Raw genomic sequence first — 6,152 nt, 5'->3', positions numbered from 1 at the left:
GTCGAACCTCATGAAGTCGCGCCCGGTGATCAGGCGGAAGGCGAAGGCGCCGGGATTGAGCAGGGAATCCCAGTTGATACCGAACTGGTTGTCCGTATTGCGCGCCATCTCCGCGACGCGGACGCGCAGATGGACCTGGGTGGGCGCCGTGACCTTGAGCTGGTTGACCACCGTCTCGCCCTGCCCGACATAGCCCCTGGCGAGCGCCATGATCGCCTCGGCATCCTGCGGCGTGGATACGGCGCCGCCGACGACCAGCCGGCCCGGCGACGAGGTGAGGGCGACGCGGTAGGCGGGGAATTCCGCCCGCAGTTGCTCGGTAAGCTGCGCGGTGTTGTGGACGACCAGGATGTCGCGCTGCACCAGCACCTTGTCTCCGGCCCCCAGCGCATAGAGCGTCGTCCGTCCGGCCTTCTTGGCGACGACGAAGACGCTGCGCTCCGTCGGCGTCTGGATGTCGGCGATGTCCGGGTTGGCGATGAAGAGGCTGGTGGCCGGTTCGACCAGACGGACCAGGGTGCCGCTGCCGACCGCCAGTTCCATGACGCCGTGCGCCGCCCGTTCGGCGCCGCTCCCCTGGGCCGCAGCGATCCGGGGAGCCAGGCCGAAGCCAGCCGCGAGCATGCTCAGGCAAAGGAGGAAGACAAGTTTGGCCGTGCGAGCCGGCTCGCACGGGGCTGGCAGGGGCATGGTGGGTTTCCTGGGACAGCGGGTTGGCATCAGAAGGATTGCCGGACGAGTTCGGTGCCACGGATGACGGCGAGGCCGGGGCGTTCGCTGGTTTTGCGGCCGCGGCTGCGGTCGGTGAGCGCGGCTGACACGTCCGACGCCCAGACCGGCTCGGCCACCGTCGGCGCGGCCGCGTCGCCCGCCGGGGCGATGCTGTGCAGGCTGAGGGTGAGATGGCCGAGTTCCGAGGCGACGGCGATTTTTTCGGCCTGCCGGGCACCGACCTCCAGCGTCACGGTGGCGGCGACCTTGCGGCCGGCACCGGCGGCATTCTGCTCCTTGGCGGCCTCCTCGACCCGCTGGTCGACGGCGATGACGCGCACCCCCTCCAGGACCGTTTCGCCGACCAGCCGGCGGGCCGGATTGTCCTGCTCGTTGGACAGGGCCTGCGTCAGGATCACGTCCACCAGATCGCCGGGAAAGATCAGGCCGGCGGCACCCGACACCTCGGTGACCGCCACGGAAATCGCCCGCATGCCCGGCGACAGGACGGCGGCGAGAAAGCCGCGCTCGCCGGGGGCGATCAGGCGGGAGCGCATCAGCGGCTCCCCGGCCGCGATGCGGTGGCGGACCATGGCGCCGATGCTCGGGTCCTTGTCGCTGCCGGACAGAACATGCTCCTCCAGCACGGCACTCTGCGGCCAATCCTGCCAGCGCAGGTCGGACTCCTGGAGGAAGGCGCCGGGAGCCAGATCGTGCGCCGCGACCCGCAACTTCGCCAGCGCCGGCGGAGCGGGCGCCGCCGCGGCAGGCGGCGGCGGATTGCCGGGAAGGGCCAGCAGGACCGCTCCGCTGCCGAGCAGCGCAAAGGCGGCGAGGGAAAGGAGAATGGTGCGCAGGGCCATGCTTCACATCCCGGTGGAGCCGAAGGGGTACAGGACGGACAGGCCACCCGCCGCGATGGCGATGCCGTAAGGCAGGCCGGCCTCGCCCAGCGGAAGAGCATCGACATTGCGGGTTCTCAGCAACGCCTCCAGCCACAGCCTGGCCTTCGCGGTTGCCGAACAGGGAAAGAAGAGGGCCAGGGTGTCGACGGCCCGCCGCGCCGTGACGCGCACAAGGGCAACAATCGCCAGGACACCGCCCGTCAGCACCGTGACGATCAGCAGTGCGGGAAGCTGTCCCCAACCGGACCACAGCGCCGCCGCCGTCAGAAGCTTGACGTCTCCACCCCCCATTTTGCCCCGTGCGAAGAGGATCAGCAGGGGGATGAAGACGAGGACGGCGCCGGCCACCGAAGACAGGGGCGGATGTGCCGACGGATCGACCATGGCCGCCAGGGCAAACAGCAAGCCCAGAAAGGCCGGTATCCAGTTCGGAATGGTTCGGGTCCGGAAATCGGAGACGGCCGCCGCCACCAACAGAATGGCCGCACCGCCGGAAAGAAGCGTCTTCATCGCTGCTGGCTCCGAACCGAAGGATGTGAGCCGTGTCGAAGTCCCCCGCTCGGACGGCCGCCAGACACCCGACGCGCCCGGCAGCCACCTGAGCGGGAAGACGATCTCACCTCACTTCGAAACGCTGATCGCCGTGCCGGTGAGTGCGGTCCCAATATCTTTGAATTTCTGGTTGATGGCAGTTCCGAGCGAAGTGAAGCCAGCAGTTGCGGCGAACGCCACCAACGCAGCCAGTACGCCATACTCGATCGCGGTCACGCCATCTTCGTTCGCGATCAGAGATGCAAAGAGAGTGCGCATGCCTTTATTCCCTGTATTTGTTTCGGACATCTTCGATGACTTGATCGCCGCATGTGGCGGTCGATGTCCATTTGGTTACCGAAAGATTAGCAATCGCGCAACTGCATGAAAAATCCGCCACAATTGATACAGATCAATTGCGAAAATTTTCGCGATAGGATGAAAAGCCTATCTCAGGCGTGTCGGAAAAGAAATGACAAGCGCATCGTCCGAAGATTTCGGCGCCCTACTCCGGAATTGCGGATTATGCGAATTATCGGGCTTCCCGAGGGTGCCGGGGTGCGACAAATTCACCTGCCGCAGCCTCCCCGCTGCACAATCGCATCCAAACCATGAAATTTCCGGCAAAGAAATTTGAGCGAAGCGGGTTGCGTGTCACGACCAAAGCAGCCGGATATTGCCTGCAGCAGCCCGTCAGGTCGCCTCGATAAGGCTGCGCTTGCGCGCGCGGGTCTCGTTCAGCATCCGTTGAACCCGAACTGGCAACGCTCTCGCGATCAGATCGGAGGACAAGGCGGCCCCGTCGGTGGGCTGCAAAAGCTCTGCCGCGCAGTCGGCCACGGCATCGATGAAAGCCAGAAGACGATTCCGGTCCTCGTCCTCAAGCGCTGCCGCATAGGCCGCAAGCCCTCGTTTGCGGCAGACAACGCTCAATTCCGGAGGCTGCTTGAGAGACGCCAAACGGGCAAGGACATTGCCGACGACCGGCCAGTCCACCAGCAGCCGCTCCATCAACTCTTCGTCGTCGATCCCACGGTTACCGCAGTCACCGCACAGGACGACCGCCGCAGCCTGTGGTTCCGCAAGAACTCGGGACGGAGTGAACGCGCGGGTCATGAAAACCACCACCACCCAAGATGACCCCTGTCATCGATCTGAAAATAGCTTATTGGAAGCTGATGCACCTGTAAAGACAAGCGCCTCATAAACATCCGCATGCGGCAGCAACATCTTATAGACATCCGCACTTCAGCTTTGGTTGCCGACAGGTAACCATGATTGCAGCGGAAAAACACATCCCAATGAATTCACGCAACCATCGATTGTCGCTGACGGCCGGCCGAACAAGGTGTCTGCGACAATTTGGACGGCACTTTCGAGCGGATGGGCTGTAAGATTCCAAACGGCCCGTCAAGACCTGCTGCCAAGCCCGGAGACAGGCAGACATTGCGAGTGCAACGATGGCAATCGACTTCCAGCAAGACATCTATGAACTCAATCTGCATTATCTCATGCTCCTACAGCGGGTTGCACAGACCGACATCGCCGAAGCCGCAATGCGATTCGGGATCGACACCAAGACGGCCGAAGCTGTTTGCGACAGCTCGATCCGGGAGTTGCAAACCATTGCGTCGGGCGTGGTGACCATGATGTCGGCCCGACCGCTTCTCCAGGATCTCATCACGCGCACCCCGGTGGATCGGGCAGACCGTCTGCGTGCAGGGGCAATTCTGCGTTCGATTTCGACATCCGAATGTTAGGCATGGGGCTCAATTGACCGGCGAGCCACGGCGGCGATGAACGCGACAGCGCAAAGGTGATTTCTGTCCAAGCCGTGGGGCGCATACGGTCACCCCACGCGCACCGTAAAACTCTGCAACGGGCCGCCGCAAGGCATTCCGGTTTTATCCGGAAGGCAACAGACAGGTTGACGGTGCCGCCGCCACGCCTTTCTTGACCATTGTAGCGTCTACCCCTACCCTCCCGCCCGGTTCATGCAAGGGAGGGGACGGTGAAGGGCGACGAATTGCGGAGCCATCGGGAGACGAAGGGACTGTCGCAGTCCGAATTCGCCGTCTGGCTGAATGAACGGCTGCAGCGCCGCTATGACAAGCAGAAGATCAGCCGCTGGGAAAATGACGCGGAACGCATCCCGACCGCGGTCGACGCGCTGATGACGCGTGAGATCGCCGGTCCGGAGCCGGAAAGACTGGGCGGCCCGGCGCTGGTCGTCGTCATTGCGAACCAGAAGGGCGGCTGTGCCAAGACGGTGTCGGCGGTGAACATCGCCTCCGCCCTGGCGATCAAGGGCTATTCCACCATGCTGATCGATTGCGATCCGCAGGCCAATGCCACCCAGCATCTCGGCATCGACTCCTACACCATGGAGACGGAGGGCAAGACCCTCTACTACGTCATGCATGGCGACCTGGAACTGGACGACATCCTCGTCACCGTGCCGGAAAGCGGATTGCGCGTCGCTCCCTCCTCCATCCGCCTTGCCGAGACGGAGGTGGAACTCGGCAAGGAGGCAGGCGGCGATTTCATCATGAAGGAGAAGCTCAGCGCGGCGAAGCGCCGCTTCGATTTCATCGTCATCGACACGCCCCCCAACATCGGCGAGCTGACCAAGAATGCCCTGGTCGCCGCCCACACCGCGGTCATTCCCTGCCAGACCGAGAAGTTCAGCCTGCTCGGCATGGCCTTCCTGCTGGAGAATGTCGCGAAGATCCGCCGGCGGATGAACACCGGTCTCGGGGTGCTCGGCATCGTGCCGACCATCTTCAAGCAGCGCGAACGCAACGACCGCGAGGTTCTGGAGCAGATCCAGGAACAGTACGGCCCGCATCTGCGGGTGTTCGATCCGGTGCCGAAGGCGTCGGTCTATGCCCAGGCGACCTCGGTCGGCCGCGCGGCGGTGGAAGCGATGCCGGACGTTGCCGGTGCCGCCGTCTACCGCGACGTGGCGTCCGCGCTGGTCGATGAACGCACCGCCCGCATCAAGGAGGTCGACCGTGTCGCGTAGTCTTCTCGGCAAGGCAACCAAGCCGGCGCAGAGCGCCACCGCAACCGCCAGGATGAAGGATGCGCTATTCGGCCTCAGCCGCCATGCCCCGCATCTGGTGGAGGTGCCGGTCGACCGCATCGCTCCCAACCCGAACCAGCCGCGCCGCGAGTTCGACGAGGAGGATTTGCGCGGCTTGGCATCCTCCATCGAGCGCCATGGGCTGCAGCAACCGATCGGCGTGCGCCAGACCGCCGACGACCGATGGCAGCTGGTCTATGGCGAACGCCGCCTGCGGGCGATCCGACTGCTTGGGCGGGAAACCATCTTCGGCATCCTGTTCACCGGCGACGACGACGAGGAGATCGCCATCGTCGAGAACCTCCAGCGCAGCGACCTGAATCCGCTGGAGGAATCCGACGCCCTGGCCCGGCTGGCCGAACGGCACGGCTATTCGCACCGCCAGCTGGCCGAAGCGCTGGGCCGCAAGAAGACCTACGTCACCATGATGCTGTCATTCCAGCGTCTGGCCCCGGCGATCCGCGAGGAGTATTCCCTGCTCCGCCCGACCAAGGCGAAGCTGGAGGCGCTGGCCGCCATCGACGATCAGGACGAGCAGCTGCGGGCCTGGGAGAAGCTGAGGCGCGCCGAGACAGGCCTCCTCCCCTCCCCTGCGGCTCCCTCCACTGGCCCGTCCAAGCGTGAACCGGTCAGCGCACCCGCCGGCATCGCCGCCAGTGCCCTGCCCAAGCGCGCCGCCAAGCCGGTCTTCCTGGCCCGCGACGTGTTGCAGGATCTCCAGGCAAAGCCGCAGCCATTGTCGGACAGCGACCGCCAGGCCCTCGCCGACATGCGCACGGCCATCGACGCGATCCTCGCCGCGGCCGGACAGTAAGACTGGTCGGAATCCGACCACCGTAAGTCGGGTGGTCGGATTCCGACCGGGAGCATCCTCAAGGGGCGGGGTGTCGAACGCCTCGCTCCATCCAGGCGTCACGCCG

General features: G+C 64.7%; 8 protein-coding genes. 3 read left to right on the top strand and 5 right to left on the bottom strand.

The window, feature by feature from the left end; translation table 11 throughout:
• From I71_RS14400 to I71_RS14380, 5 genes are all read right to left on the bottom strand, one after another.
• A partial coding sequence (locus tag I71_RS14400) for a pilus assembly protein N-terminal domain-containing protein (protein ID WP_159107381.1) occupies nucleotides 1–690 on the bottom strand: 690 nt, incomplete at its 3' end.
• A gap of 29 nt (nucleotides 691–719) precedes the next feature.
• Complete coding sequence (gene cpaB / locus I71_RS14395) at nucleotides 720–1,574, bottom strand: Flp pilus assembly protein CpaB (protein WP_042695539.1); 855 nt, start codon at nucleotides 1,572–1,574, stop codon at nucleotides 720–722.
• A 3-nt stretch (nucleotides 1,575–1,577) separates the two neighbouring features.
• Entirely contained in the window at nucleotides 1,578–2,126 is a 549-nt protein-coding gene (locus I71_RS35005) for a prepilin peptidase (protein WP_049976116.1), read from the bottom strand.
• A 111-nt stretch (nucleotides 2,127–2,237) separates the two neighbouring features.
• Nucleotides 2,238–2,426 carry a Flp family type IVb pilin gene (locus tag I71_RS14385; protein WP_042695538.1) on the bottom strand — a complete coding sequence of 63 codons (189 nt, stop codon included), beginning with the start codon at nucleotides 2,424–2,426 and terminating at the stop codon, nucleotides 2,238–2,240.
• A 414-nt stretch (nucleotides 2,427–2,840) separates the two neighbouring features.
• Nucleotides 2,841–3,263 carry a hypothetical protein gene (locus tag I71_RS14380; RefSeq protein ID WP_148294240.1) on the bottom strand — a complete coding sequence of 141 codons (423 nt, stop codon included), beginning with the start codon at nucleotides 3,261–3,263 and terminating at the stop codon, nucleotides 2,841–2,843.
• A gap of 344 nt (nucleotides 3,264–3,607) precedes the next feature.
• Here I71_RS14380 and I71_RS14375 point away from each other — a divergent pair, with 344 nt between their 5' ends.
• The 3 genes from I71_RS14375 to I71_RS14365 all read left to right on the top strand — a co-directional run bounded on the left by I71_RS14375 (nucleotide 3,608) and on the right by I71_RS14365 (nucleotide 6,046).
• Nucleotides 3,608–3,907, top strand: a complete 300-nt coding sequence (locus I71_RS14375; protein ID WP_042695536.1) for a flagellar transcriptional regulator FlhD — start codon at nucleotides 3,608–3,610, stop codon at nucleotides 3,905–3,907.
• A 251-nt stretch (nucleotides 3,908–4,158) separates the two neighbouring features.
• Nucleotides 4,159–5,172 (top strand): AAA family ATPase, encoded by a 1,014-nt coding sequence (locus I71_RS14370; protein ID WP_042695535.1) that lies wholly within the window; start codon nucleotides 4,159–4,161, stop codon nucleotides 5,170–5,172.
• Complete coding sequence (locus I71_RS14365; protein ID WP_244433840.1) at nucleotides 5,162–6,046, top strand: ParB/RepB/Spo0J family partition protein; 885 nt, start codon at nucleotides 5,162–5,164, stop codon at nucleotides 6,044–6,046. Before I71_RS14370 ends, I71_RS14365 begins: the two co-directional genes overlap by 11 nt.
• The last annotated feature ends 106 nt before the right edge of the window (nucleotides 6,047–6,152 follow it).

The organism is Azospirillum sp. B506 (assembly GCF_000333595.1).
In the GTDB taxonomy this organism is placed as follows: Bacteria; Pseudomonadota; Alphaproteobacteria; order Azospirillales; family Azospirillaceae; genus Azospirillum.
The sequence above is the reverse complement of the archived record's forward strand: the minus strand, read 5'-3'. Positions and strand labels throughout refer to the sequence as shown.